Source organism: Providencia sp. UF-224 (genome assembly GCF_058245955.1).
On the sequence record NZ_JBSICC010000009.1, the window covers coordinates 156,422 to 180,580 of the forward strand.

The 24,159-nt window shown below is 40.8% G+C and carries 22 protein-coding genes; 10 read left to right on the forward strand and 12 right to left on the reverse strand.

Translation table 11 applies throughout. The features are described 5' to 3' along the window. Positions 1–10: 10 nt before the first annotated feature. From AC4IFO_RS11125 to AC4IFO_RS11165, 9 genes are all read right to left on the reverse strand, one after another. Positions 11–1,114 (reverse strand): fatty acid desaturase family protein, encoded by a 1,104-nt coding sequence (locus AC4IFO_RS11125; RefSeq protein WP_490734327.1) that lies wholly within the window; start codon positions 1,112–1,114, stop codon positions 11–13. Further along, positions 1,104–2,228 carry a sterol desaturase family protein gene (locus tag AC4IFO_RS11130; RefSeq protein ID WP_490734329.1) on the reverse strand — a complete coding sequence of 375 codons (1,125 nt, stop codon included), beginning with the start codon at positions 2,226–2,228 and terminating at the stop codon, positions 1,104–1,106. Before AC4IFO_RS11130 ends, AC4IFO_RS11125 begins: the two co-directional genes overlap by 11 nt. After that, positions 2,225–2,836: a phosphatase PAP2 family protein gene (locus tag AC4IFO_RS11135; protein WP_490734331.1), complete on the reverse strand. Its 612-nt coding sequence runs from the start codon at positions 2,834–2,836 to the stop codon at positions 2,225–2,227. The genes AC4IFO_RS11130 and AC4IFO_RS11135 overlap by 4 nt, the downstream gene beginning before the upstream one ends. Further along, the gene (locus AC4IFO_RS11140; protein ID WP_490734395.1) at positions 2,833–4,098 is read right to left on the reverse strand and encodes a F390 synthetase-related protein; all 1,266 of its coding nucleotides are present in this window, start codon (positions 4,096–4,098) and stop codon (positions 2,833–2,835) included. The genes AC4IFO_RS11135 and AC4IFO_RS11140 overlap by 4 nt, the downstream gene beginning before the upstream one ends. An 8-nt stretch (positions 4,099–4,106) precedes the next feature. After that, positions 4,107–4,910, reverse strand: a complete 804-nt coding sequence (locus AC4IFO_RS11145) for an MBL fold metallo-hydrolase (protein ID WP_490734333.1) — start codon at positions 4,908–4,910, stop codon at positions 4,107–4,109. Continuing rightward, positions 4,910–5,911, reverse strand: coding sequence for an NAD-dependent epimerase/dehydratase family protein (locus AC4IFO_RS11150; protein WP_490734335.1), 1,002 nt, complete (start codon positions 5,909–5,911; stop codon positions 4,910–4,912). The genes AC4IFO_RS11145 and AC4IFO_RS11150 overlap by 1 nt, the downstream gene beginning before the upstream one ends. After that, the gene (locus tag AC4IFO_RS11155) at positions 5,908–6,906 is read right to left on the reverse strand and encodes a 3-oxoacyl-[acyl-carrier-protein] synthase III C-terminal domain-containing protein (RefSeq protein WP_490734337.1); all 999 of its coding nucleotides are present in this window, start codon (positions 6,904–6,906) and stop codon (positions 5,908–5,910) included. The genes AC4IFO_RS11150 and AC4IFO_RS11155 overlap by 4 nt, the downstream gene beginning before the upstream one ends. A 97-nt stretch (positions 6,907–7,003) precedes the next feature. Beyond that, positions 7,004–7,879: a LysR family transcriptional regulator gene (locus AC4IFO_RS11160; protein ID WP_490734339.1), complete on the reverse strand. Its 876-nt coding sequence runs from the start codon at positions 7,877–7,879 to the stop codon at positions 7,004–7,006. Between the two features lie 88 nt (positions 7,880–7,967). Continuing rightward, positions 7,968–8,960, reverse strand: a complete 993-nt coding sequence (locus AC4IFO_RS11165) for a nitrilase family protein (protein WP_490734341.1) — start codon at positions 8,958–8,960, stop codon at positions 7,968–7,970. A 1,288-nt stretch (positions 8,961–10,248) separates the two neighbouring features. On the opposite strand from AC4IFO_RS11165, the gene AC4IFO_RS11170 reads away from it, so the two are divergent. From AC4IFO_RS11170 to AC4IFO_RS11195, 6 genes are all read left to right on the forward strand, one after another. Then, positions 10,249–10,485, forward strand: a complete 237-nt coding sequence (locus AC4IFO_RS11170; RefSeq protein ID WP_490734343.1) for a helix-turn-helix domain-containing protein — start codon at positions 10,249–10,251, stop codon at positions 10,483–10,485. Between the two features lie 204 nt (positions 10,486–10,689). Further along, positions 10,690–11,247, forward strand: a complete 558-nt coding sequence (locus tag AC4IFO_RS11175) for a fimbrial protein (protein ID WP_490734345.1) — start codon at positions 10,690–10,692, stop codon at positions 11,245–11,247. Positions 11,248–11,329: 82 nt separating this feature from the next. Beyond that, positions 11,330–13,825 carry a fimbria/pilus outer membrane usher protein gene (locus AC4IFO_RS11180; protein ID WP_490734348.1) on the forward strand — a complete coding sequence of 832 codons (2,496 nt, stop codon included), beginning with the start codon at positions 11,330–11,332 and terminating at the stop codon, positions 13,823–13,825. 10 nt (positions 13,826–13,835) lie between these two features. Beyond that, entirely contained in the window at positions 13,836–14,564 is a 729-nt protein-coding gene (locus AC4IFO_RS11185) for a fimbrial biogenesis chaperone (RefSeq protein ID WP_490734350.1), read from the forward strand. Between the two features lie 10 nt (positions 14,565–14,574). Beyond that, a complete protein-coding gene (locus AC4IFO_RS11190; RefSeq protein ID WP_490734352.1) occupies positions 14,575–15,126 on the forward strand; it encodes a fimbrial protein in 552 nt (183 codons plus the stop codon). Positions 15,127–15,139: 13 nt separating this feature from the next. Further along, entirely contained in the window at positions 15,140–16,105 is a 966-nt protein-coding gene (locus AC4IFO_RS11195) for a fimbrial protein (protein ID WP_490734354.1), read from the forward strand. 114 nt (positions 16,106–16,219) lie between these two features. Here the strand turns inward: AC4IFO_RS11195 and AC4IFO_RS11200 are convergent, their stop codons facing one another. Continuing rightward, the gene (locus AC4IFO_RS11200; protein ID WP_490734356.1) at positions 16,220–17,866 is read right to left on the reverse strand and encodes a fumarate hydratase; all 1,647 of its coding nucleotides are present in this window, start codon (positions 17,864–17,866) and stop codon (positions 16,220–16,222) included. A gap of 893 nt (positions 17,867–18,759) precedes the next feature. Here AC4IFO_RS11200 and potA point away from each other — a divergent pair. From potA to potD, 4 genes are all read left to right on the forward strand, one after another. Beyond that, a complete protein-coding gene (potA, locus tag AC4IFO_RS11205; protein ID WP_490734358.1) occupies positions 18,760–19,869 on the forward strand; it encodes a spermidine/putrescine ABC transporter ATP-binding protein PotA in 1,110 nt (369 codons plus the stop codon). Continuing rightward, positions 19,856–20,719: a spermidine/putrescine ABC transporter permease PotB gene (gene potB, locus AC4IFO_RS11210; protein ID WP_490734360.1), complete on the forward strand. Its 864-nt coding sequence runs from the start codon at positions 19,856–19,858 to the stop codon at positions 20,717–20,719. The genes potA and potB overlap by 14 nt, the downstream gene beginning before the upstream one ends. Further along, positions 20,716–21,501, forward strand: a complete 786-nt coding sequence (gene potC / locus AC4IFO_RS11215; RefSeq protein WP_219244692.1) for a spermidine/putrescine ABC transporter permease PotC — start codon at positions 20,716–20,718, stop codon at positions 21,499–21,501. Before potB ends, potC begins: the two co-directional genes overlap by 4 nt. A 163-nt stretch (positions 21,502–21,664) precedes the next feature. Continuing rightward, on the forward strand, positions 21,665–22,714 hold the full coding sequence (potD, locus tag AC4IFO_RS11220) for a spermidine/putrescine ABC transporter substrate-binding protein PotD (RefSeq protein WP_206083434.1): 1,050 nt from the start codon (positions 21,665–21,667) through the stop codon (positions 22,712–22,714). Positions 22,715–22,905: 191 nt separating this feature from the next. Here the strand turns inward: potD and AC4IFO_RS11225 are convergent, their stop codons facing one another. Next, positions 22,906–23,175, reverse strand: coding sequence for a PAAR domain-containing protein (locus tag AC4IFO_RS11225; protein ID WP_490734363.1), 270 nt, complete (start codon positions 23,173–23,175; stop codon positions 22,906–22,908). Beyond that, positions 23,168–24,094: a hypothetical protein gene (locus tag AC4IFO_RS11230; protein ID WP_490734365.1), complete on the reverse strand. Its 927-nt coding sequence runs from the start codon at positions 24,092–24,094 to the stop codon at positions 23,168–23,170. The genes AC4IFO_RS11225 and AC4IFO_RS11230 overlap by 8 nt, the downstream gene beginning before the upstream one ends. Between the last annotated feature and the right edge of the window lie 65 nt (positions 24,095–24,159).

A 24,159-nucleotide genomic window follows, 5' to 3' on the forward strand; every position in this document is an offset into this window, starting at 1 on the left:
AAACGAAAACTCAATGCTCATCTGCCTGTTTGCCTGATCCCATCTCTTTTAAAAAACGTTGTTGATAGACAAACAACTCTTTGGCACTAATGCAGTGGTAATCCATCGAAAATTGCTTCGCCGTTTGCTCAATAATTTTAGCCAGAGCAGGGTAATGACGATGATTCCAGTTGGGAAATAAGTGGTGAGTCAGGTGAAGGTTTAGCCCACCAAGCCAATAGGTTAACCAACGTGGTGTCGTTTGCCAGTCATAAGTGGTTGAAAATGTGTGGGTATAAAAGCCATGGGGCATGTTGCCTTCTTTGGGTGGGGTATAAAAAGTGGCTTTTGCCCAATGGGTACCAAGTATCAATACAACAAATATTAATGATGCAAACATTTGGCTGAGTATGTAGGTCAAGAGCAGCGTGCCGAGGCTGATATCGTGCAAAATCATGGCGGGGATCACAATGGCTATCACCAAATGCAACAGTTTTGCCATGATAAACGCCAATATACCTTGTTGCCCTTGATGACGCATATGGGGGGCTACGCGGGTAAAATGAAACCTATCCATCCAATCAAAAAACCAAATGAGTGCAGGGAATGTCATTGCTGCAATCAATGGCCAATACAGGTGCTGGGCTCGCATAAAGGGATACCAGCGCTGGTAAGGGGTTTGGCGTAAGACAAAATTCTCTTCAATATCCAAGTCGTAATGGCGAATATTGGTGTGAGCATGGTGAAAAATAATATGCCGCACGCGCCAACATTCAGGGTCTAAGCCAAGGGGGATGGTGACCCAAAAGTTGAGCCAGTAATTGGCTTTGGCGTGTTTAAAAATTGCATTGTGCGAGGCGTCGTGCACTAAATTAATCGCCAATAATAAGGCGAAGCAGATAAAACTGGGATAAAAAACAAAAAAGGCCCACGGTGTATTGAGGAACAATGCTGCAAAATAGCTGCCTAAACAACATAATACCAATACGGCGCTTTTGGCATAAAAACGTCCGTCAGCAAAGCGGTGATCGGCATTATCATGCAAATATTGTTTAGCCGCCTTGTTCAAGGCTTTTTGGAAGTCTTGATCATGGCGGTGCTGGTAACTGAGAGGCCTAAGCGGCTTAAGCGACATTCGCCACCGCTATTGGTTTTCGGCCAATTCCAATTAGCATCAATAAGCTATGTAGCCATAATGCGCTGGTAAAAATGACCCAGAATGGTGTCGTCCATTGCCAAATAAATACCACGCAAATCAGCAATAAGCAGGCGATAAAAAACCAGCTCATCAGCCCTGATTTTCGCCCATCAGAAATCCCCGATAATGCCACGGTTCCTAAGGCTAACAGCACAAATAAAACCACCTGTTGCAGTGTCGTACCTTGGTAGCCATAGCCATAAAGGTAGACATAACCGATAACCAGCGTAAATAAGAGAAGCGTCCCCATTACTAAGGCTACTTGATTTACACGAAATAGCGGTGTCGGTTTTTGTGCCGGCTGACTGGTACGTTTTATAATCCGCCAGAAAGGTAAGTTGCTGTCAATAAACGGGTTTTCAGAGGCCGGAGCCCCTTTAATACCAAAATGATGTTCAGTTTCAGGGAGTTTGGCAAACGTGCCGAACAGTTTATCCCAAAAAATAAAGCTTCCCGCAAAGTTACGATTGGAATAGTGCCCTTCTTTCACATGGTGAACACGGTGGTGCTGTGGCGTTACCATAAATTTTTCTAGCCAGCCTAAACGCGGGATCAGAGCACTGTGGTTAAAAAACTGGATGGTATAGTGCAAAATGGAGACGGTGAGAAAAACCTCTAGCGGGATCCCCATTAACGCCAATAACATAAAGAAAGGGATTGATGTGAGGGATGAATACCAAGAATTTCGCACCCCTAATGACAGGTTATAATGTTCCCCTTGATGGTGAACAACATGCACCGCCCACAATACTCGGTAGGTGTGGTGCAATCGATGCAGCCAGTAGAAGCCAAAGTCCCATGCTAAAATGGTAAAAATCCAGACTAACGCTGTTGGCCAGCTTTCGACAAGATTGAACGAGTAGTGAGTGACCACAAACCCATAGCAAAAAATCTCTAACCCTCTAAATAACCACAACATAATATGGCCAGAGTTCAGGTTAAAAACCAATTCTTGCCAGCTTACTGTGCCCTTTTGTGTTTTGGCGATCACTAAGCCTTCTGCGACAACGATCGCTAACATAAAAATAATGGGAAAGGTTAATTCATTCATGAGCGTTTTCTCTCTAAGCGGTATTTTGCGGCGTGGACAACCCACAGTGCGCAACAAGCCGTTACTGCTCCAGTGACAACATCAATAAATAAGTGGCGTTTTAGCACCAATACGGACACACAAATGGCGGTGGCCCATAAACAATAAAACAGTGTGCGGAATTTATATTTTACTGACCATAATGCATTCAGCACTACAAGAGTCAATGAGACATGTAGAGAAGGTAATAAATTTTGTGGGCTGTCGATATCGATTAATGCAGATAATGCATGACCAGAAAATGTCGTTAAATCATATTCGTGATACAGCATTGTGGTGGGGTACAGCAAATAAACTGCGCCTGAAACCAATGCGCATAATTGCATGGCGAACATTAATAAACGGGCACGCTCAATCGGGCTGCAAAAATAGCCGAGTGGAATAAATAAAAAGAACGACAGATAAAACCACACCGCATTCGGGGAAAATTGCACGGCGTTATCAATGGCGCTTGGGGTTAAAAAATTGGCATTCTCAACAATTTGCCCCGTGTAGTTGTACACAATGCCAACAGTTCCCCAGCCAATCAAACAATAGATTAAGCGAATGAATAAGACGTTGCTTGTCATTGGGGTTCCTTGCGGGTAATTCGGCGTTTTTTGATGGAAAGTGATTGCTCAATGGGTTCGGCTAATAATTCCCAATGTAACTGTTGAATATCCACTTGTTGATTGGCTAAGTAGCTTTCAAGTTGTTGATGACAATGTGCAAGTTCTTCTTCGCTGCACTCGGCTTGTAAGCACAGGTGATGACCTTGTTGGGTAAGCCGAAAATCAGCGGTGAGGGGCAAATGATTCACAATGACTCTTGCACAAGGGTCGGCAAAAATGGTGATTATATTACCTTGTTGATCAAGAAGTTGAAGTAAATCATCACAGCGGCCTTCAATACGTTCAATGGCAAGCTCTGGGGAGCCACAAGGGCAGGGAGCTTGCTTGATCACCAACACATCATCAAGTTGATAACGCACAATGGGTTGTGTTTGGCGAGTAAAATCGGTGATTATCGGCGAAAATCGCGTTTCATCTAGCCAATTTGGTTCAATATGCAGGAATGACTCATTTAAGTGCAACGTGCCGTGTGAGCAGGTACAACCTAAAAAGCCTTCTGTGGCTTGGTATACTTCACCCACTTGTGAAAAACAGCGCTTAAGCTTCTCTTTGTCCTGTTGCTCAAGGACTTCCGCCACTGAAATCACTTTATGGGTGGTTAGTTGGATTTGCTGGTGGATAATGGCATCGGCAATGGCACACAACACTTGCGCAGGCGCGACAATAATCGAGGGCTGATAGGCTTCAAGGGCGGCTAATTGCTGTTGAAAATCGGCAAAAAGGTCGTAAAACCGTAAGGATATCCAGCGGTTATTCACGCTTTCATATAAATTATTGTTGGCGCGAAGAAAGAGGGCTACCCGCTCACCGTGGAATAAGCCATTGGGGAGCATTTTCGCTAACATACTGCCAGACCAAATATTTTGCTCCTGTGGACTCACCACAAATACGCCGCGCCGCCCCGATGTGCCAGAGGACAACCCAACGCTATAACGGCCCACTTTCGGCGCAAAATCTCGGGATTGCTCACTTTTTTGTGCACATTCGAGAAGTGTTTGGCTTGATAAGCCAGCGGTGTTCATTTGGTCAAAATTTTCCATCATGATGGGTTTATTCATGATGGGGAATTCATGTAGGGGGCGGTCGATATAGGCACGAAAATAAGGGCTTTTTGCCAGCGTTTTGCGTTTGAATTGAGCCAAGCGATTTTGTTGGTAATCCTCTAAATCTGCACGATTTTTGAATGACAAACGGCGTGCTCGCCAATAGTGCCAGAGCATCGACAAAATCACTGTAAATCACCCTCATGGCAAAGCTGAATAACAATGTTTTGCTTATCAATTTCATGCAATTTGTTCAGCGTTTCATAATAGGCTTGTTTGTCATCCATGATGATATTAGCAATAGCCATCGGGCCACGTAATTCACGGTAATTGGTGGGTGACCATGCTGCATCCCCTGCAAGTAGTACCCATCCCGCATCCGTTAATACGCACAGGCCAATATGGCCTGCCGCATGGCCGGGTAGCGGTACGATCAATAAGCTTTTTGACTTATTCACAGCATAACCTTCACCCAGTATTTGTAATTCGCTGGGTAGGGCAACACGTTCAAAACCTTCATAAAATACGGTGCGTTGTTCAAAATCATCGGGTAATAAGCCGCTAACAAAGGCATTTTTGAGGGCAGCAAAACCTGTTAACGGGCGTGTTTTGGCCCAACCATCACCGGAACAAATAATTGGCATCTCAGGGAAGTCCCGCAGCCCTGCGATATGGTCACCGTGGAAATGGGATAAAATCACACCATGAATGTCTTTGGGTTTAAGGCCGTCGTTTGCGAGTTGGTTGATGAGCGCATCTTTGCTGTCGAAATAAACGGGGGTTACCGTGCGGTATAACCGCATGATGCCTTTGCGTGTATGGTCATAAAAATGGGTGGCATACCCCGTATCAAATAACCAGCGTTGCTGTTCATCTTCGATTAACCATGCTCGAGCAGGGAATTTGCAGGATTTAAAACTGGCACCTTTAAGGGCGACACAGCCAGGATGCGTGCAATACCCGACTTCATATTGGTGAATGGTTAGCATCAATTCTCCTGCTGTTTTAGCCAGTTAGCGGTTAAATGAATTCCTTGTTCCATGGAATATAACGGGTAATAACCTAATTCTTGTTGGGCTTTTTGGTTATCAAGGGTCATAGTGAAATAAGCGGCACCAAGGCTATAACGGGTGAGAAGAGGCTCTTTACCAGTGAGATGCCCAATGCCCTCTAGCAACATAGCAATGCCATATAATAGCGGGTAAGGCGCGGAACGAATTTCACACTCGAGTTGAAGCTCATGGAAGAGCTGTTGCAACGTGTTTTTCAGTGCTTGTGGTTGCTGGTTGGTAATATTATATACGGCACCACTTAGTAGCCCTTCTTTATGGGTAGCAAGCTGCATACTGTGAACCACATTCCCCACATAGGTTAAGTCAAAATGGTTATTTCCCCCGTTAGGAAGTACTAACTTACCATGACGAGATTTAATTTGAGCCAGTAACCTTGGGAGTAACACTCGGTCATGGGGACCAAATAATCCGCGCGGTCGTAACAGGGTATAGCGTGTGTTAGGGTATTGCTTAACACATTGTTGAATCGCAGTTTCTGCCAAATATTTTGTTTTCGCATATTGGTTGGCGAAACGAGTGTTTTGGGTGGTTTCTGCAATATCACGTTGATGACTGAAATTAAAATAAATGGCAGGGGTCGAAATATGGATAAAGCGCGTTATTCCTAGCTCCCCAGCCGCGGTGGCCAATATCCGCGTCGCATGAAGGTTAATATTTTCAAAGTCTTGGCGTTTTCCCCATGGCGAAGAGAGTGCGGCACAGTGCCAAATAGCATCACAGCCAGCCATCATCTCTTTGGCCTGTTGCAAAGAAAGTTCCGCCAGTTCACAAGGGATAAATTCAGCACCCAAGTTGATTAGTTGCTCTCCCGCTTGCGGATTTCGGCCACAAGCGACGACGTCACAACCTCTCCCCAGTAAGTACTCACTCGCGTTTCTGCCAAGGCCACTCGTGGCGCCTGTGACGAGAACCCTCATGGTACTAACACCATAGCGCACAGGGCTAACCCTGCGGCAGTGCCAATCAGCATCACATTTTGTTTTTCATAAAAACGGCCTGTGATAATCGCCTCGTGCAGTGCCGATGGAATCGAGGCAGCAACTTGGTTACCGCGATGGCGATAAATATCAATGAGTTGATCTGGCGTGACCCCAACACGTTGGCGCATATGCTCTAGCGATAAATGACTGGCTTGGTGAGGTACGACTGTATCAATTTGTTCGAGTTGTAAGTTTGACTCGGTGAAGACGCGCTGCATAAATTCTTCAATTAAGGCAGACGCCATGCGGAAAAGTTTTTTACCTTGCATGTGGAACAGAAAATCATCTTCTGTCATTCCCGAGCGCGGGTTTCTCCGTGTTCCGCCTGCACGAATTTCGCAAAAATCAATCCCCTCGACATGCGTAGTGTGAGTGTAGGAGAGAATACCACTGGTACCATCGCCTTTTTCAACGATCACACATGCTGCGCCATCACCAAAAATGAGGGATGATTCTTTATCCTGCCAGTCAATCCCGCGAGAAGCGATATCCGCAGAGACGATGGCAATGCGCTGGTATTGACTGGTCGCTAGCATACCCGCAGCCACTTGCAGCGCTGTAATAAAGCTAATGCAACTTGAATTGATATCAAAACAAGCAATGCCATCATTTAAATTTGATTGTTCAAGGACATGAGCCGCAGAACAAGGCAATGCTTGAACAGGGATCGCAGAGGCGTTAATTAGCATATCAATACTTTGTGGTAACAACCCATTTTGCTGTAATGCATTTTCAATGGCTTGCGCCGCAAGTTGCGCCTGTGAGTCAGTATGGTTTGCATGATAGCGATATTCGATACCTGAATGTTTCTCCACAAAGCCTTTTGTTTTATTGAGTTTTTCATCGAGCATTGAGGAGTAAATTTTATTTTCAGGCAAAGCAACGCCAGAAGCGATGATTTTAAGTGGAGCAATTGACCTGTTGCCGGACATATATAAAGTGCCTATCTAACCAAGATAACAACAATAAATATCAGAGTTCATTTATTTAATATATAGGAATTACGGAGTTATTCTTATAACTAGTGATTCATGGTTTTTTATGAATCAAATTGCGAAAAGTGCTTTGCCATGCCTTCGGTAATGAAGTATGCCAAACGACATCTATTTGCCACTTTGCGGCCTCGCTGTGGTGGAGAGGTATAAAGTGGACACCCTCTTGCGAAATATATTTTGCGCTGTAAGGGACCAGACTTACACCGACTTTTGCGGCAACCAGCGCAATGAGTGTCTGAATATCCCTTGCTTCTTGTAAGGGCGTGATATGTAAGTCTTCTGATTGTAGGTAATGTTGAATTTGTTGATAAAGACCAAGGCCACGTTCTGCACGTAACATGAGTAGTGGATATTGCGTTAAATAATCCTGAATGGAATGATTTTTTGGATAGTCATTCGAAATCGCGAGAGCGAGTACCTCATTTTTTAAAGGCAGGCTAAACAGATTTTCGGTTGTAGATTGGCTGTCATGACGGGCAAAAGCGATATCAAGTTGATGTTCTTTTAGCTTTTCTCGCATCGAGTGTGAGGGCATGTCGTCCAACACAATGGAAACATTTGGGAGTTTCTCGCGTAAGTGGGCAACAAATAGAGAGGCTTCTTGAAAAGTCGAAATACCAAAGCCGACATTTAGAACCTGAGGGGGCTTTTCATTGAGCGATGAGGCTTGGTTTAGTAACTCCTCCACATCATTTAAAACGTGTTTTGCACTCGGTAATAAGGCTAGGCCTTGCTCCGTGAGCTCTGCACCATGGCGTCCTCGTTCAAATAACCTTAAATCTAATTGATTTTCTAACAGCTTAATTTGCTTAGTCAAGGCAGGCTGACTAATGCATAAATGGATTGAGGCTTCTCGGTAGTTTTTCGTTTTTGCAAGGGCGATAAAGGCACGTAAAAGTCGAGTATCCATGTTTACCTCTTACATAAAATGATAAACGCTATAGTATCTATACAATGAATAAATCACTATAGCATTCACTATTTCACTGGCGTCTAATCTATTTTTTGATAAAAGGGGTTGATTGAGATGCGAAACGAACCTGATGAATATCTGTTTCGTAACCCAGAGCGGTGTTTAGTATCTGGTAGAGTTCAGGGCGCCGCCCCCTTAGCCAGCGTCGCCCATTGGAATCAGGGAGCAAGCTAAGGTCTAAATCAGCGACGATGATATCATCTTCAATTGCAGCTGTTTCTTGTATAACTCGACCATAAGGGTCAATTATCATGGCATTTCCGGTTCGAATCTCATCATCATCTCGACCAACACCATTACTAAACACATAAAAAACACCGTTATCATGAGCTCGAGATGGTAGCCAACGTAATAACCAGTTACGACCATTTTCCCCTTGAAAAGCATCAATTAACGCTTGAGGATCTCGTTGCCTGTTTTCCCATAAATTTAGAGGTATTCGTTTCATACCATGTGGGCTACTGGAGTTTGTTCCGCCAGTTTGATGGGGAGCCAGAATGATATCTGCACCAAGCAATGCGGTAGCTCGTGGATTCTCAATTAAATTATTATCCCAACAAATCAATATGCCGACTTTTACACCCCAAGAAGTATCAAATACAGTGTAACTATCGCCACTGTGAATGACTGGGTGTTCAAAAGCGTGCAGCTTTCTATGAGCATGTAACTGCCCATCAGGCATGCAAGCCACCCAAGTATTATAGCATTTACCATCTAACCCTTTTTCGATTAACCCAACCCCGATAATCATGTCTAATTCAGTGGCACGTTGGCGAATAGGTGTTAATGAGGGGCTATCGTGTAAGGTTTCGCTGAGCTGATAGACTTCTTCTGCAGGAAGTTTAGGGACATGCCAATATCCCGTAATACACATTTCGGGTAAGACGAGTATTTTTACATTCTGCTGCGCAGCTTTGGTAATGAAGTGGTGGATGCAGGCTAGGTTACTATTTTTATCTCCCGCCTTATGTTGGAATTGTACTGTGGCAACACGAAGTAATGGTTGTGTTTTCATCATATCTCCTTAGTTAGGAGAAATAAGAACATGTTGCTTAGATAAAAAATAATGAGTTATTTTTCTTTTCAATAACCATTGGTTATCAAAGTGTGTTTCAGAGAAAAAATGGACTGCAATTGATGATTTCAGATAAAAAAAAAGTTGAGATGCATTATATTCTTCGAAAAAAAACCTCTTAATAGGTGAAATCTTCTTATATAATCGAAGGGTGAAAAAAGTAACCTATTGATTAATACTTAATTTTTTAACTAAAAAACCTCAAAATAGCATAATAGGCCGAAAAAGAACGTTGTATTTGCGCGATTGAATACTTAAATCTCCGCTAAACTGAAAGGGACAGGTGAGTCTTATGTTCTATTGAGGGGAGTGTTTTTACCTGCAAATTGGTCTAAACGTAAGTATAAGTAACTATTTTACACGTGATTTGTATTATCTTTACATAATTATTGTGTTTTATTTTTGTTAAGAATTATTTTTTTCTTAATTTCATTAATAATATTTATGCAATCGTTACATTTAGTAACAAATATAACTGTATGTTATTTAAGGGATATATTAATTTCTCTGCGTGACTAATTTTGATATAAGTTGCCTATTTAATGATATCGTTAACATTGCCATCTAAAAAGACGATAATATGCTATTTTTACACATTTTAAGTTAGTTTGCTGGTTCTGATATCAATTTCATATATATCGCACTCGTTTAATGTGTTAATAAAAATTCTTATACCTACCTTATGAGTAACTCTTAAAAACGAAAAAACCATTCTAAGTGGTTTTTTTGGTATATAATAAAATAATGTAAATAAAAAATTAATTTACGCATATTTTTTGTAAAAATGCTTATTAATCAATACCTCAATAATAGATAATAAATAATTGGAAGCTAATTGCGTTAAATATAAATAGATTGCCATTTATCTATATTACCATCAATAGTGGTAATATAGGTTTATTTAAAATGAATCAAACAGTTAGTTATTATTCCATGCTGTCGATAATAATTTAAATTACAATTTAATTTGATGGTTTTGAGTTATTAACTAATTAAAACTGAATTGCTTTAATTTTGATAGGTTTGGTTGACTTTAATCTATTTTATTGATCGTTAGAAACAGTTTTACTTTTATATCTTGAAAATTATAATTAACTCAAATTTCGTGTTTTCATTGATTAGCTATATTTTAATTTTCATTCGGAAAGATAAATTTTGATATGCTAAAGGTTTTTGATCTGTTATATAGTTTAGCCGTTTAACATTTTACGTTTTTTTTGGGCTATAGTTGATGATAAATGTAAATCGTATCGTAGGTAGAGAAATAAGGAAAAGAAGAAAGCATTTAGGGCTTTCAGGTATTGAACTCGCGAATCTTGTTGGAGTGAGTCAGCAACAGATCTCTCGTTATGAAAGAGGCGAGTGCAATATTAATATCGAAAATTTACATGTTCTAGCTAATGCACTAGAAACAGAAATGGTTTGCTTTTTTATTGATGATGTATTCTTAAGTAAAGAAAATATTTAAAATAAAACTATTAAGAATAATCTAATTACCAATGTAAAAATCAATTCATTAATATAATAAATGAAATAAAAAATTAAATAGCTATTTATTTTAAATAATAGAATGGCTGTTTTTATTACATTATCAGCAAAAAATATCAACTTAATAATTATATTAATTATTAAGTGATTGGTACATCTGTCGTCTTTTTATAGGAAAATATAAATGAAATTAACTAAAATTGCATTAGCTACAATTATCGCGTCTTCATTTGGTATTGCACATGCAGCACCTGTAGACCAAGGTAGTGGTGTTATCAACTTTACTGGTAAAGTTATCAATGCACCTTGCACACTTCCAGGTGATGGTACAATTAACGTTGACCTCGGCCAAGTTGCTAATAAAGTATTAGAAACGGGTAATAAATTTAGCCAAAGCGTTCAATATAATATCCAATTAGAAAACTGTGATTTAGGTGAAGTTAAAGATGCTTCAGACACAGTTATTTTCCCAGCAGTTAGCAAAGTTAAAGTGACTTTCACAGGTACGCCAGATACAACTGCAAAAGAACTGTTAGCAAACACAGGTACTTCTAAAGGTGTTGGTGTTCGTTTGATTAATGCTGATGGCGCAACAATGAAAGTTGGTGATACAAGCGTTGAAATGCCATTAGCTGACGGCCCTAATAAATTAGCATTCAGTGCACGTGTAGAAGCAAATGGTAACAAAGTAGAAACTGGTAGCATTATTTCTCAAGCGACTTACGCTTTAAATTACCTCTAATCTACACCTTAAATAACAGGCATATTATTGCCTGTTATTTCCCCTTTTATTTTGATTTTTTATCTTTTTGACAGGGAATACCATGTCTTTATTGCCTCAGTTTAAAATGAATAAAATATTATTTTCTATTGTTTTGGCATTCTCTTTTTCAGGAATGACCAATGCAGTCGAATTTAATATGAATATTATTGATGCAAAGGACAGAGATAATATTGATTTAAGTCAGTTTTCAAATCCTGATTTTATCCCTGCAGGCGAATATCTTACCGATATTACACTGAATGGTAGAAAATTAGCGGGTCAACATTTAATTAAATTTATTGAAGAGAGTAAAGATAATTCAACACTCTGTGTTACGCCAGAGATGGTCACGCTTTTTGCATTAAAAAAGAAAGTTCAGGAAGAATTTCTGCAAAATAATAATAACCAGTGTGTTGAACTATCTAAAAAATTAGATATTCACTATCGATTCGATAAAGAGAATCAGAATATCTTATTTTCTATTCCTCAAGCTTGGTTAGAATATGACGATCCGTACTGGGTTCCACCATCCCAATGGGAAAATGGAATTGCAGGCGCATTTCTCGACTACAACCTGTTTTTAAATTACACCTCTCCTAAAAATACCAGTGAAACGTTCAGTGGTAGCAGTAATGGTACGGCAGGCGTGAACTTAGGGGCTTGGCGTTTCCGTGCGGATTATCAGTATCAATACAATCGTTCTCAAGGAAAAACAAATGAGCGGTTTGATTGGACTCAGCTTTATGCATTTCGCGCATTACCTGAAATGGGCGCTAAAGTTTTATTTGGTGAATCTTATTTAAAAACAGATTTGTTTGATAGTTTCCGTTTTATTGGGGCATCATTATTTAGTGATAATCGCATGCTTCCTCCCTCATTACGTGGTTATGCACCACAGGTGACAGGGATTGCCAAAACTAATGCGATGGTGATTATTTCCCAAAATGGGCGTGTGATTAAACAAGCTAAAGTGGCACCGGGTCCCTTTAATATTCAAGATATTACAGAGGCGGTGCAAGGTACGTTAGACGTTACCATCGAGGAAGAAGATGGCTCAAAAACGACTTACCAAGTAACGGCGGCCTCGTTGCCATTTTTAACACGCCAAGGTCAGCTCCTTTATAAATTAACGATGGGGCAGTCGGACCCGTTTGGGCGTTCTCAGAAAGTCGAACCACGGTTTATTGCGGGTGAATTATCTTATGGGTTATTTGGCAATACCTCCATTTTTGGCGGGTTAATTGCCACTGTCGACAATAATAATTATCAAGCCGTCAACCTGGGAATTGGGCAAAATATGAATGTGTTTGGGGCAATATCGCTGGATATTACACGTACCCATGCAGATTTAGATCATTTTGGTTCTTATTCAGGGAACAGTTATCGTCTGAATTATTCGAAACGTTTCGAATCCACGAATTCACAAGTTACTTTTGCGGGCTATAAATTCTCTGAAAAAGAATTCTTAACCATGCCGCAATATATTGATGCTGCCAATGGGATTCTTGATTTTAGACGTGATAAGAACGTGTATACCGCCTCTTTTAACCAGTACATCAGCCCATTGGATTTAACGGTTTACTTTAATGCTTCTCACCACCAGTTTTGGAATAGCGAGTCGACAACCAACTTTGGCATGAGCCTGAGTAAATTGTTTAGTGTTGGGCGGCTTAAAAATATCTCAGGGACATTGTCTCTCAATAAAATTAAATACGAAGAAACAGATGACAACCAAATTTATCTGTCATTCTCAATTCCATTAGAAAATGGCGGGTCAGTAAGCTATGACGCCCAATATGCAGATAACGACCATAACTTCGGGCAATCCGTCGCCTATTACAGCCCGAATGAGCAAAATAATTACTGGAGTATGCGTGTAGGGGGGGATCAGCATGAGCTTGGCCGTGCAGAACCCAATATTAGTGGTAGCTATCAACGTTCATCTGCGTATGGCGTATTAAACGTTAATGCAACGGAAAATGTGAATAATTATCGTGCATTTGGTGGTAGCTGGTATGGCTCTATGACAGCCACTAAATATGGCGCTGCGATTCACCGCAACGGCACAAATAATGAACCGCGCGTCATGATTGATAGCGATAACGTTGCGGGTATTTCGATTGATAATGGTGAATCTGTCACTAACCGCTTCGGTATTGGTGTGGCAACAAGCCTGAACAGTTTTTCAAATTCAGATGTGTACATTGATATGAATACGCTGCCTGATGATGTTGATGTGAATGACAACATTATAGGGAAAACGTTAACGGAAGGTTCAATTGGTTACCAAAAAATAAAAGCGAACCAAGGAAAACGTATTTTAGCTGTAATTCGTTTGAGTAATGGTAATTATCCCCCTCTGGGAACGAGTGTCATCGAAGTGAATACCGGTAGGGAGGTCGGCATTATCGCGGACAGTGGTGTTGTTTATTTGACTGGGGTGGATCCAGATGAAAACTACATTGTTAAGTGGGCAAGTGGTGCAAATCAATGTCGCTTGAACTTACCGAATATGACTGAAAAAAATCAAGGTAAAGTCTTGATCCCTTGCCAATAAGGAATGATGTATGAGTAAAAAGTATGTAGTTGCCCTCGGGCTTTCATTAATCTTTGGCGGCATACAAGTTGCCACTGCAGCAATCAATATTGACCGCACCCGTATTATTTTTCCGGGCAAAGATAAATCCATTAGCTTAGTGATTAATAACCAAAGTAAAACCATGCCGTATTTAGCGCAATCATGGATGGAAGATGCTAAGGGGAACAAGGTTTCAGAACCTTTTACCGTTCTGCCCCCAATGCAACGTGTTGAGCCGAATGCAAAAAATCAAATTAAAATCATTAAAACTGAAGGGATTGATGCACTGCCCCAAGACAGAGAATCGTTGTTTTACCTAAATGTACGTGAAATACCCCCTGTTTCAGATAAAGAAAATGTGGTGCAAATTGCGATTCAGAGCCGTTTAAAAATGTTTTATCGCCCAGCTCAAATTGAAAATAACAGCGATAAAGTGTGGGCGAAAGAGTTGAAGTTTACGCATTCTGGCGGTCAGTTATTGATTGAAAACCCAACGAAATACTACGTTACATTGGGTTATTTAAGTAACAACAATAAGAATAACTTTCCAGGTTTTGAGAGTGTCATGGTAGCGCCATTATCAAAAGAAAGCGTTTCTGTACCAAGTGCCAGTTTTAGCCAGCTTTACGCCGGATATATGGATGACTACGGCGGAATGAAAATGTTGACTTATCAGTGCGCTGCATCGATATGCCAGCTATCAAAAGAAAACCAATAGGATTTTAGAAATGAGAAATTGTTGCTTTTCAATCGGTTTTTTCATGCTATCCCTGCTTGGGAGTCATGCATATGCAGACAGTAGCATGATGCGAGGCGATCTCAATTTTACCGGCAACGTAGTAGCTTTGCCTTGTAAAATCACGCTTTCCTCGATTGATCAAAATATTGAATTGGGGCCAATTTCTCTTAATTATTTCAATGAGATCGGGGATAGAAGCCCTAAACATGAGATCAAACTGAAATTTGATGACTGTATTTTCCCAAAACGCGATCGTGATGACCGCGATCCTGTCGTTAGGATCATGTTTATTTCAGAACCAACGGCGAGCACAGATCGTAATTTATTTGGTGGAAAAACGATTTTAAATGGTTATGGCATTCGCTTATTGGATAAACAAGGCAATACGATACCGAATGGTGAGTACCGTAACTACCCCGTTTATTTCGATGATAATCAACAGATTGTGATCTACTCCATGTTGGAAAGTTATCGTGCAAGAAGTGAATTAACCGTGGGTAATATTAAAACGCAAATTACCTTAAATATTACCTATATATAAAGGTGTATAAACCATGATACACAAATTTATTAAGCAGTATGGGTTCTACTTTTTATTCTTATTTATTTTTATCAGCCCAAAGACTTTTGCATTAGATTGCGTTGAAAAGGGGACGGGAGTTGTGATTAAACCTCCTGTTCCAGTTGGGCAACTTGCTATACCCGCGGATACCCCAGCAGGAACCATTATTTGGCAATCAGACCCGATGACCGTAACAGTATATTGCGATAACGTATTGGGAAATATGGTGGACGTTGTTCATATGTATTTTAACCCGACGTCACAAAAATTAGGGACTGGCTTGCTACTTGGTGCGAATTATCAAGGTGAACAACTTGAACGCAACCAGCAAAAAGTAAATTTAGGCACGCCCCCGATTAGCGGTAAGCAAAATGTGACCGTGACTGTGACGTTTAATTTATACATTAAAGTGACAGGGGTGGTTCCACCTTCGGGTAACTATTTGGGCGATAATCAATTTACCGTTTTCCAATTTGATGGGAGCGGGGGGATTAATACCACGCCAGGAGCTAAAAACCTACGTTACTCTATTTCAGGGCTTCAAGGGATCCGCTTTTTAAAATGCGGTGCGGACATCAAGGTTTTCCCTGAATCTCAACAAATAGACTTTGGTCAATTGATGATCACAGATCTTAACCAAGGCAAAGAATTTAAAAAAGACTTTCAAATTCAAGCTGTAAAAAGAGGCTGCTTGGATAATTTCTCAATGAATATCAATTTTGAAACAACGGATCCATTAAATGGTGAGTATGCGATTGATTTAAAAAATGGTATGAACCTGACGATCAAAGACGATAAAAGTAATAATATGAAGTTTAATTACTTCCAGTTTTTCGGTAGTTTACCGCAAGGAAGTACATCAGTAACGCGTGATTACAGTGCAACAGTGAAGAAAACAGGCTCAGTAAAAACGGGTGGCTTTAATGCCTCAACAATTGTTCGAATTAACTATTATTGATAAAACTGGTGAATAAAAAAGAGCAGGCATATTGCCTGCTCTTTTACTTACACTACTTATTGACGACACAAGCTAACCGAGGTTAGCGCATTCCGTTGGCATAGTGCGACGAGTCTATTTTACACACTTTTGGCAGTTTGTATTCTGAACTTGTTCAAAGAAATTATTTCCTTTGTCATCAACAAGGATAAAGGCAGGTAGGCCTTCAACTTCCATTTTCCAAATCGCTTCCATACCCAATTCTGGATATTCTAAACAATTCAAACTCTTAACATACTCTTGTGCTAAAATTGCCGCCGAGCCCCCGATGCTCCCTAAATAGAAACCACCGTGTTTTTTACACGCGTCGGTCACTGCTTGAGTACGGTTCCCTTTAGCGAGCATTATCATGCTACCGCCGTGGGATTGGAATAGATCAACGTAAGGGTCCATACGGTTACCCGTTGTTGGGCCTAACGAGCCAGATACCATATCTTCAGGCTTCTTGGCCGGTCCTGCGTAATACACCATATGGTCTTTGAAGTATTGTGGTAATTCTTCGCCGTTATCTAAACGCTCTTTGAGCTTGGTGTGTGCAATATCACGGGCGATAATCAGTGGGCCACTGAGGGAAACACGAGTCGACACTGGGTGTTTGCTCAGCTCAGCCAAAACATCTTTCATCGGGCGGTTGAGGTCAATATGAACCACTTTGCCTTCAGCTTGGGTACGCATAGATTCAGGGATATATTGCGCTGGATTATGCTCCATTTTCTCCAGCCATAAACCCTCTTTGGTGATTTTGGCCTTGATATTACGGTCAGCAGAACACGAAATAGCTAAACCGATAGGGCAAGATGCGCCATGGCGAGGTAAGCGTACAACGCGGACATCGTGAGCAAAATATTTACCACCAAACTGCGCACCAAAGCCAAGATGACGTGAAGCTTCTAATAACTCATTTTCTAGCTCGATATCACGGAAAGCCCGGCCATACTCATTACCGGTAGTTGGTAAATTATCGTAGTATTTAGCTGAGGCTAGTTTTGCTGTTTTCAACGTTGTTTCCGCTGAAGTTCCACCAATAACAAAAGCAATATGATAAGGCGGACAAGCCGTTGTTCCCAGATTGCGCATTTTCTCAATTAAGAAATTTTTCAATTTAGCTGGGGTTAACGTCGCTTTTGTTTCTTGATAAAGCGCGGATTTATTCGCAGAACCGCCGCCTTTATTGACGAACAGGAAATGATATTCATCGCCTTTGGTGGCAAAAATATCAAACTGTGCTGGTAGGTTAGTGCCCGTATTCACTTCGTTAAACATATCTAACGGGGCATTTTGAGAAAAACGCAGGTTTTCGTGTTGGAAGACGTTATAAATTCCGCGAGAAAGGTACTCTTCGTCATCACAATCTGTCCAAACTTGTTGACCTTTTTTCCCAACTACCGCAACGGTTCCGGTATCTTGGCAGTTTGGTAAAATGCCTTTTGCCGAAATTTCAGCATTGCGTAACAACTGAAGTGCCACGTATTTATCATTTTCGCTGGCTTCTGGGTCATGCAAGATAGCCGCAACTTGTTTTTGGTGTGCGGCTCTTAAGAAAAACTGTGATTCATAAATTGCACGCTCGGCAAGCAGTGTTAATGCTTCGGGTTCAACTTTTAAAATTGGTTTTCCTGCGAATTGCTCGACAGAAACATATTTATCAGAAACGTGGGTATATTCAGTTTTATCCTCAGATAGAGGATAAGGTTCTTGATAAAAAAACTCTTTATTAGCCATTTTGCTCACTCACATATTAATTTCAGTGGAATATCCAAAAATAATCACCCGTAGGCTTATGCTTATTCTTTAATAAATTCAGTACAAAGGAACAAAGTAAAATTTATAAGTGTAATAATGAAACAAAAACTACAAAAGAAATCACGAAAAGTAACAATTTAGGCTGAAATTATACCAATTTGACCATTATATTCAAAGGGATGCGATCGATAATATGATGTTGGTTAAAGTTATCGAGAGAAAAACTACTTCACGATAAAAATTAGATGCAAATCACATAAAATTATATTTAATGATGTTTTTATTTTTGCCATTGTAATTATGAACTATTTACTTTTTAAGTATTTCATGACGATAAATTGCTTTTTAAGCTATTTGAGTAAGTTTAAACGATTCAGTTTTTGATGATTGTATCTTAATCAGAGGGGTATTTGATGGGCGAGTGGTCAGATATATTTTTCATATCTTAATTTAATAAATAATTAATTTTTAGATTAAAATTAATTATTAATCTAACACAGACTAACTTTATGAATTGCAAGCTATTTAGCTTAAGATTGGTTTTTAGGTGTATAAGTGAAACCTATAGATAACGGTGGAGTAACAATATATATCGCTATGTTGCTTATTTTTATCAAAAAACAGTTTTATTTATTGTGAATTCATAATGAAAGGCAAACGAAGTGTCGAAAATGGCTTTCAATTTATAAAAACTGTGTTTATCATGCAGGGCTCAATGAATTTGAAAAAATGAATTTGAAAATTTGAAAAATGGCGCTACTGGTTTTGGGCTTTGCTGGGGAAGGATGAAGAGTACATCTCCGACAAGCTTATACAGTCTTTAACGGTGGCGGTTCTATCTGCATTATTCCTAGGGATAGAGTGTATTATAAATGACTGAGACAACCTCTCTGACACCACTCGTCGAATTAAAATCTTTAAATAAAGGTTTTGATGGCAAACAAATTATTTCTGAACTTGACTTAACCATTCGAAATGGTGAGTTTTTGACTATTCTGGGGCCTTCTGGTTGCGGTAAAACGACGGTTTTACGTCTTATTGCTGGGCTTGAAGATGTCGATGAAGGTCAAATTATTCTTGATGGTCAAGATATTACGGATATTCCAGCGGAACAACGCTTCGTGAATACCGTATTCCAAAGCTATGCTCTTTTTCCTCATATGACGGTCTATGACAACGTCGCTTTTGGCTTGCGCATGCAAAAAACGCCAGCCGCTGATATTCAAAAGCGAGTTGATCAGGCACTGCGTATGGTGCAATTGGAAGATTTTGCGCAGCGAAGGCCTAATCAACTCTCTGGCGGGCAGCAGCAGCGCGTGGCAATCGCTCGTGCCGTAGTGAATCGCCCTAAAGTCTTATTACTGGATGAATCATTGTCTGCGCTGGATTACAAACTGCGTAAGCAAATGCAGAATGAGCTAAAAGCCCTTCAACGGAAGCTGGGAATTACCTTTATTTTTGTTACCCACGACCAAGAAGAAGCTTTAGCGATGTCTGACAGGATCATCGTCATGCGTGAAGGGAAAATTGAGCAAGATGGCACACCTCGTGAAATTTATGAGGAGCCTAAAAACCTGTTTGTTGCTCAGTTTATCGGTGAAATTAATATTTTTGATGCGAAAGTATTGTATCGCATTGATGAAAAACGTATTCGTGCCAATGTTGAAGGCCATGAATGCGATATATTCACTGAGCTCTCAGTCAAAGAAGGGCAGCATCTTAATGTGCTTTTGCGCCCTGAAGACTTACGCGTTGAAGAAGTGAATGATGCAGAAAATCATCCAGGGCTGATTGGTTACGTGCGTGAACGTAACTACAAAGGCATGACTTTGGACTCTGTGGTTGAGATGGAAGACGGCAAAATTGTCATGGTGAGCGAATTCTTTAACGAAGACGACCCCGATGTTGACCACTCCTTGAATCAAAAAGTTGCTGTAACTTGGGTGGAAAGCTGGGAGGTCGTTCTGGATGATCATTCGTAAACACAAGATCCTGCAAAATGTGATCATCACTGGGATTGTCGCTTGGCTGGTCTTGTTCGTTTTCTTGCCAAATATCATGATCATCGGGGCAAGCTTCCTAACTCGCAGCGATACCAACCTAGTGGATTTGATCTTCACATGGGATAACTACGTTCGTTTGTCCGATCCCATGTACGCGGAAGTGATGCTGCATTCACTGAATATGGCGCTGATCGCTACCTTCTTTTGCCTTGTGATCGGCTATCCATTTGCCTTTATTTTGGCGAAGTTACCTAAACGTATTCAGCCATTGATGCTGTTTTTATTGATTGTACCATTCTGGACAAATTCGCTGATCCGTATCTATGGCTTGAAAGTGTTTTTGAGTACCAAAGGCTATTTGAATGATTTTTTGCTTTGGATTGGCATTATCGATAAACCCATGCGGCTCATGTACACCCCTGAAGCGGTAGTGCTTGGGCTGATTTATATCCTATTGCCTTTTATGGTAATGCCACTGTACTCCAGTATTGAAAAATTGGATAAGTCATATTTAGAAGCGGCCAGAGACCTTGGTGCTAATAAATTTCAGACCTTTGTGAAAATCATTATTCCATTAACGATGCCGGGTATTATTGCTGGGTGTTTATTGGTTCTGCTACCTGCGATGGGCTTATTCTATGTCGCCGATTTAATGGGCGGCGCGAAGAACCTGTTAATTGGTAATGTGATAAAAAGCCAGTTCCTCAATATTCGCGATTGGCCATTTGGTGCAGCAACCAGTATTTTCCTCACCGTGATGATGGGGCTGTTGCTGTATGTGTATTACCGAGCGGCTAAGCTTCTGAATAAAAAGGCGTATGAAGAATGATCGGGCGTACTTTGCGGGGTGGCTTTATGGCCATCGTCTATGCGTATCTTTATATTCCAATCATCATTTTGATTGTTAACTCCTTCAATGAATCGCGTTTTGGTATTCAGTGGCAAGGGTTTTCAACAAAATGGTATGAACTGCTGAGTAATAATGACAGTTTATTAGAAGCGGCGGGGCATTCATTAACCATGGCGGTGTTATCCGCCACATTTGCCACGGTGATTGGCACATTAACTGCAGTTGCACTGTTTCGTTACCGTTTTCGCGGCAAGCCCTTTGTGGGTGGAATGCTGTTTGTGGTGATGATGTCCCCCGATATCGTGATGGCAATATCGTTATTAGTGCTGTTTATGATCTTGGGCGTTTCACTGGGTTTTTGGTCGTTGCTGTTTTCTCACATTACCTTTTGCCTGCCTTTTGTGGTGGTAACGGTATATGCAAGGTTAAAAGACTTTGATGTGAAAATGTTGGAAGCCGCGCGGGATCTCGGGGCGGGTGAATTTACTATTTTGCGTAAAATTATTCTGCCATTAGCGCTACCTGCGATTGTAGCGGGCTGGCTGCTCAGCTTTACATTATCGATGGATGATGTGGTGGTGTCGTCATTTGTGACGGGGCCAAGTTATGAAATTTTACCGTTAAAAATCTACTCAATGGTCAAGGTTGGCGTTTCGCCTGAAGTGAATGCGTTGGCAACGGTGCTACTGATTATGTCGTTGGTGCTTGTTTGCTTGAGCCAATGGGTAATGCGGGATAAATACGGTAAAAAAGCGCAGTAAAAATAATAGGATGGCACGGTATTACTGTTCTAGCGTGCTTTTTAAATGCCATAAGGCGAGAGGGTGGGCTCCAATTGAGCCTATAAGATATCACCCCTAAATCATTCAAGTTGCGGCTTGGTGCAGGCAGGGATAAAAATACGTTGTTGAGGGAAACTCAGTCATGAAAAAATGGTCCTATCTACTGGCAGCAGGCTTAATGGCTGCAAGTATTGGCACGGCGACTGCCGCTGACGATAACAAAGACGTACTGTATTTCTATAACTGGACAGAATATGTTCCCCCTGGTTTATTAGAACAATTTACCAAAGAAACGGGCATTAAGGTGATTTACTCCACCTATGAATCCAACGAAAGCATGTACACCAAACTGAAGACCTATAAAGACGGGGCTTACGATTTGGTGGTGCCATCCACTTACTTTATTGCCAAAATGAGCAAAGAGGGGATGCTGCAAAAGATTGATCAAAGTAAATTAACCAACTTTAAAAACCTCGATCCGAATTTAATCCACAAAGAATTTGACCCCAATAATGACTATTCTGTGCCTTATATTTGGGGCGCAACAGGGATTGGTATTAATGGTGAAGCCGTTGACCCAAGCTCCGTCACATCATGGGCAGATTTTTGGAAGCCTGAGTATAAAAATAGCCTATTGATGATGGATGATGCACGGGAAGTGTTCCAAGTTGCATTAAATAAACTGGGTTATTCAGGCAATACCACTGACCCGAAAGAAATAGAAGAAGCCTATCAAGAGCTGCAAAAGCTGCGCCCGAATATTTTGGCCTTTAACTCGGATAACCCTGCCACACCGTTTATTGAAGGGGAAGTGGATGTTGGGATGCTGTGGAATGGCTCCGCATTCGTTGCAAGGCAAGCGGGCTTACCGATTGAAGTGGTGTGGCCAAAAGAAGGCGGTATCTTCTGGATGGACAGTTTAGCGATCCCTGCCAATGCGAAAAATGTTGAAGGCGCTCATAAACTGATTAACTTTTTATTACGCCCTGAAATTGCGGCACAAGTTGCTGAATCCATTGGCTATCCAACACCCAATTTAGCCGCTAAAAAGATGTTACCCGCGGAGATTGCCAACGATCCATCCCTTTACCCAAGTGAAGAGGTATTGAAAAAAGGCGAGTGGCAAAGCGATGTTGGGAATACCAATATTCTGTACGAAGAGTATTTCCAAAAGCTAAAAGCCGGCCGTTAATGGTTTGGTGATTGCAGTTGTTGATTAGCCTTGATTATAGTTTGTTAACTTATCAAGGCTTTTTATTATCATCTATCCTAGCGACCTCAGATTGGTGTTCCCATAGTTCACACGCGAGGTTTTCCACATGATAGAACAACTTATCAAAATAGCGATATTATTTATCTAACGTGCTGATGCCGAATTGTAATTTAACCTGTTGCGACAAGTACACAGCCACCTGAGCATCCACAAGCGACTTTATGGCCTTCTAACGCGACAGGGATCCCCTTAATTTTCATTAAGCTATCGCCTTCAACGATAGTCCCTGTTTTTTTACATGAAGGGCAATAAACAGAGTCGCCCACACACGCTACACCTTGGATTTGCTTGGCGAGAGAAGACGCTGTCAATACCGTACCACCGGTATTCGTCGTATCATTTTTTAAAATGAGTTTTCTGCCGTTTACGAGACTACGCATTGCGTTTTTTCTCTTGATCAAGCTTTGCTAAAATCTGTTCGACCTGTTGCTCAAAATCAGCAGGAAGGGGATTCTTACCAAAAGACAAAAAGGGTTTACGAGCTTGGTAATCGACAGACGAAACGGCATCTCGCCCCTCTTGCATATAAGCATTGAGAAACGTGATAAAACGATGGTTTTCACTGTCGGTGCTGGTCAGGAAACTGGAGTAATGTGAGACATTCGGACGATAGAGGATCGTTTTCAATTGCCCTGTTTTTTCATCAATGCCATACAGTTTAATCGCCAACATTTTACCTGCATAGCCGATTTGTGCATCTTCATAGCGTGTTAAACGAACTTTCCCCATCCCATAGCTATACAATATTCCCCGTTGTCTATCCGCAATAAGATAAACCGGGGGCGTGAAGAAAGAGAGGTAACCCAATGGCCACAAAAAACCCGGGAAAAAGATCAACCAGCCGATAACAAGGTATTTATCATATTGACTGTTAGTAAAGAACTCACCTGAATTATTAGCTTTTATATAATCCCACCAGCTAATTTTTTCTTCGCCAAAAAAACGCTTATATGAATCTATCATTTTTAATGCATGCGGATCCTTTTTATTTGGCTTTGCATATTTATCCTCCACGTGCTTAACCATCATTTCAATTGAGGCTTTAGAATCAATATGGTTATTAGTAAAATTATATAACGTATAACACGCCATTACTAAGAGCACGATAAAAAAAGGTATCGTATTGGTTAGTTGACTATTCCGCTGTGGAGAGTTAATCACACAACGCTGTTTATTCACCGCATCTAAAAACACCAGTTTTTGAGGCTCCAACGGATCATCGTAATGATGACTTTCTTCAATCAATGGTGTCGTTTCTAATTGATCCGGGTGCTTTGTTGCCGTATATAAACTCGTCATTCGGTGCCTTCCTCATCAATACAGCCATAAAGTTTATCATTAGGATCACCGTTTCGGTAACGCAA

Excerpts from the sequence above, each read along its gene's own strand:
- AC4IFO_RS11125 (WP_490734327.1), bottom strand. The coding sequence starts at position 1,114 with ATGTCGCTTAAGCCGCTTAGGCCTCTCAGTTACCAGCACCGCCATGAT.
- AC4IFO_RS11130 (WP_490734329.1), bottom strand. The coding sequence starts at position 2,228 with ATGAATGAATTAACCTTTCCCATTATTTTTATGTTAGCGATCGTTGTC.
- AC4IFO_RS11135 (WP_490734331.1), bottom strand. The coding sequence starts at position 2,836 with ATGACAAGCAACGTCTTATTCATTCGCTTAATCTATTGTTTGATTGGC.
- AC4IFO_RS11140 (WP_490734395.1), bottom strand. The coding sequence starts at position 4,098 with ATGCTCTGGCACTATTGGCGAGCACGCCGTTTGTCATTCAAAAATCGT.
- AC4IFO_RS11145 (WP_490734333.1), bottom strand. The coding sequence starts at position 4,910 with ATGCTAACCATTCACCAATATGAAGTCGGGTATTGCACGCATCCTGGC.
- AC4IFO_RS11150 (WP_490734335.1), bottom strand. The coding sequence starts at position 5,911 with ATGAGGGTTCTCGTCACAGGCGCCACGAGTGGCCTTGGCAGAAACGCG.
- AC4IFO_RS11155 (WP_490734337.1), bottom strand. The coding sequence starts at position 6,906 with ATGTCCGGCAACAGGTCAATTGCTCCACTTAAAATCATCGCTTCTGGC.
- AC4IFO_RS11160 (WP_490734339.1), bottom strand. The coding sequence starts at position 7,879 with ATGGATACTCGACTTTTACGTGCCTTTATCGCCCTTGCAAAAACGAAA.
- AC4IFO_RS11165 (WP_490734341.1), bottom strand. The coding sequence starts at position 8,960 with ATGATGAAAACACAACCATTACTTCGTGTTGCCACAGTACAATTCCAA.
- AC4IFO_RS11170 (WP_490734343.1), top strand. The coding sequence starts at position 10,249 with ATGATAAATGTAAATCGTATCGTAGGTAGAGAAATAAGGAAAAGAAGA.
- AC4IFO_RS11175 (WP_490734345.1), top strand. The coding sequence starts at position 10,690 with ATGAAATTAACTAAAATTGCATTAGCTACAATTATCGCGTCTTCATTT.
- AC4IFO_RS11180 (WP_490734348.1), top strand. The coding sequence starts at position 11,330 with ATGTCTTTATTGCCTCAGTTTAAAATGAATAAAATATTATTTTCTATT.
- AC4IFO_RS11185 (WP_490734350.1), top strand. The coding sequence starts at position 13,836 with ATGAGTAAAAAGTATGTAGTTGCCCTCGGGCTTTCATTAATCTTTGGC.
- AC4IFO_RS11190 (WP_490734352.1), top strand. The coding sequence starts at position 14,575 with ATGAGAAATTGTTGCTTTTCAATCGGTTTTTTCATGCTATCCCTGCTT.
- AC4IFO_RS11195 (WP_490734354.1), top strand. The coding sequence starts at position 15,140 with ATGATACACAAATTTATTAAGCAGTATGGGTTCTACTTTTTATTCTTA.
- AC4IFO_RS11200 (WP_490734356.1), bottom strand. The coding sequence starts at position 17,866 with ATGGCTAATAAAGAGTTTTTTTATCAAGAACCTTATCCTCTATCTGAG.
- potA (WP_490734358.1), top strand. The coding sequence starts at position 18,760 with ATGACTGAGACAACCTCTCTGACACCACTCGTCGAATTAAAATCTTTA.
- potB (WP_490734360.1), top strand. The coding sequence starts at position 19,856 with ATGATCATTCGTAAACACAAGATCCTGCAAAATGTGATCATCACTGGG.
- potC (WP_219244692.1), top strand. The coding sequence starts at position 20,716 with ATGATCGGGCGTACTTTGCGGGGTGGCTTTATGGCCATCGTCTATGCG.
- potD (WP_206083434.1), top strand. The coding sequence starts at position 21,665 with ATGAAAAAATGGTCCTATCTACTGGCAGCAGGCTTAATGGCTGCAAGT.
- AC4IFO_RS11225 (WP_490734363.1), bottom strand. The coding sequence starts at position 23,175 with ATGCGTAGTCTCGTAAACGGCAGAAAACTCATTTTAAAAAATGATACG.
- AC4IFO_RS11230 (WP_490734365.1), bottom strand. The coding sequence starts at position 24,094 with ATGACGAGTTTATATACGGCAACAAAGCACCCGGATCAATTAGAAACG.